Source organism: Vibrio sp. 03_296 (genome assembly GCF_002265885.1).
The window spans coordinates 1-510 of sequence record NZ_NPKW01001008.1 but is presented as its reverse complement, the minus strand read 5'-3'; the positions used below and the strand labels follow the sequence as shown (position 1 = coordinate 510).

The window sequence follows — 510 nt, the reverse complement described above, 5'->3', positions numbered from 1 at the left end:
GAGCTTGATAGGGCATGATGTCAGGCGATAGGTTCTGGATGAGATTCGCTAACGTCTGGCTGTCACTGGTCAGTGGGCTAAGCAAATAGGCATCGCCTGCATAAGCAATTAATGCGGTATTACCTTCTTTCCATTGCGGAAGTAGGTCGAGCGCCTTATACCTTGCCTGTTGTAAACGGCTTGGCGCAATGTCTTGCGCATACATGGATTGCGACATATCCATGCACAACCCGATTTTGATCGCTGTTGAAGTTGGGGCGCGTGGTGTGTTGCCAGCTTGGTGATGCCAGCGCAAGGATGGCGACAACCCAAGCGCTCAACCACAATAGTATTGACCAGGCGCTTTTTGCACCTTTTGTTGGTGTTTGGCTAAGATGGGCTGCCACTGGGCCTTGCGATGCTTGCCTTTTAAAGCGCCAAAATAACCAAGCGACAGGTAGGACAATCAAACCGAATAGCCATTTGGGCTCAAGAAAAATCAGTTCAGACATGATTTCTCCGTAATACAAA

General features: G+C 49.0%; 1 protein-coding gene. It reads right to left on the bottom strand.

Annotated elements, in window-relative coordinates:
- Positions 1-307 (bottom strand): VWA domain-containing protein (locus tag CIK04_RS34885; protein ID WP_325205998.1); only part of this gene is annotated, 307 nt, incomplete at its 3' end.
- Positions 308-510 lie beyond the last annotated feature (203 nt).